Raw genomic sequence first — 403 nt, 5'->3', positions numbered from 1 at the left:
CTCCCTGCTGGATGCCAGCCTCTGAGGCAAGCCCCTCCTCACCAAAAAATAATCTTGATGGCGAAGGGTAAGCCTGCCACAAAGGCTTATAAATACCGGGAAAACGGGTACGTGCCACCGACAAAAAGGAATCCCTTCTCAAGGTGTTGAAAGCATTGCGCATATCAATCTTGAGGAGGACCCTCTTGTGGTTGCAATCCGTCATGTACCTCCGTGCAGCGTGAGCCGCTGCCTCGCATCCTCCGCTAGTGGAGACCCCCAACTGGACCGGCCTCAGCTCCTCTCCCAGAGTCTGTAACCTATTTCTGGCGCCCACCTTGGTGGCCAATCTCCGGAGAGTATTTCCTACTGCAATTGGGCGGATACCGCCATCTTTCTTCTGTATACCGCACAAATTTGCGCC

At 54.1% G+C, this 403-nt stretch carries 1 protein-coding gene; it reads right to left on the bottom strand.

Translation table 11 applies throughout. The features are described 5' to 3' along the window. Window positions 1–205: hypothetical protein (locus F0L68_RS46050; protein WP_497857993.1), on the bottom strand; the 205-nt coding region annotated here is incomplete at its 3' end. Window positions 206–403: the final 198 nt, after the last annotated feature.

The sequence above is a fragment of the Solihabitans fulvus genome, assembly GCF_008386585.1.
GTDB lineage: Bacteria > Actinomycetota > Actinomycetes > Mycobacteriales > Pseudonocardiaceae > Solihabitans > Solihabitans fulvus.
The sequence above is the reverse complement of the archived record's forward strand: the minus strand, read 5'-3'. Positions and strand labels throughout refer to the sequence as shown.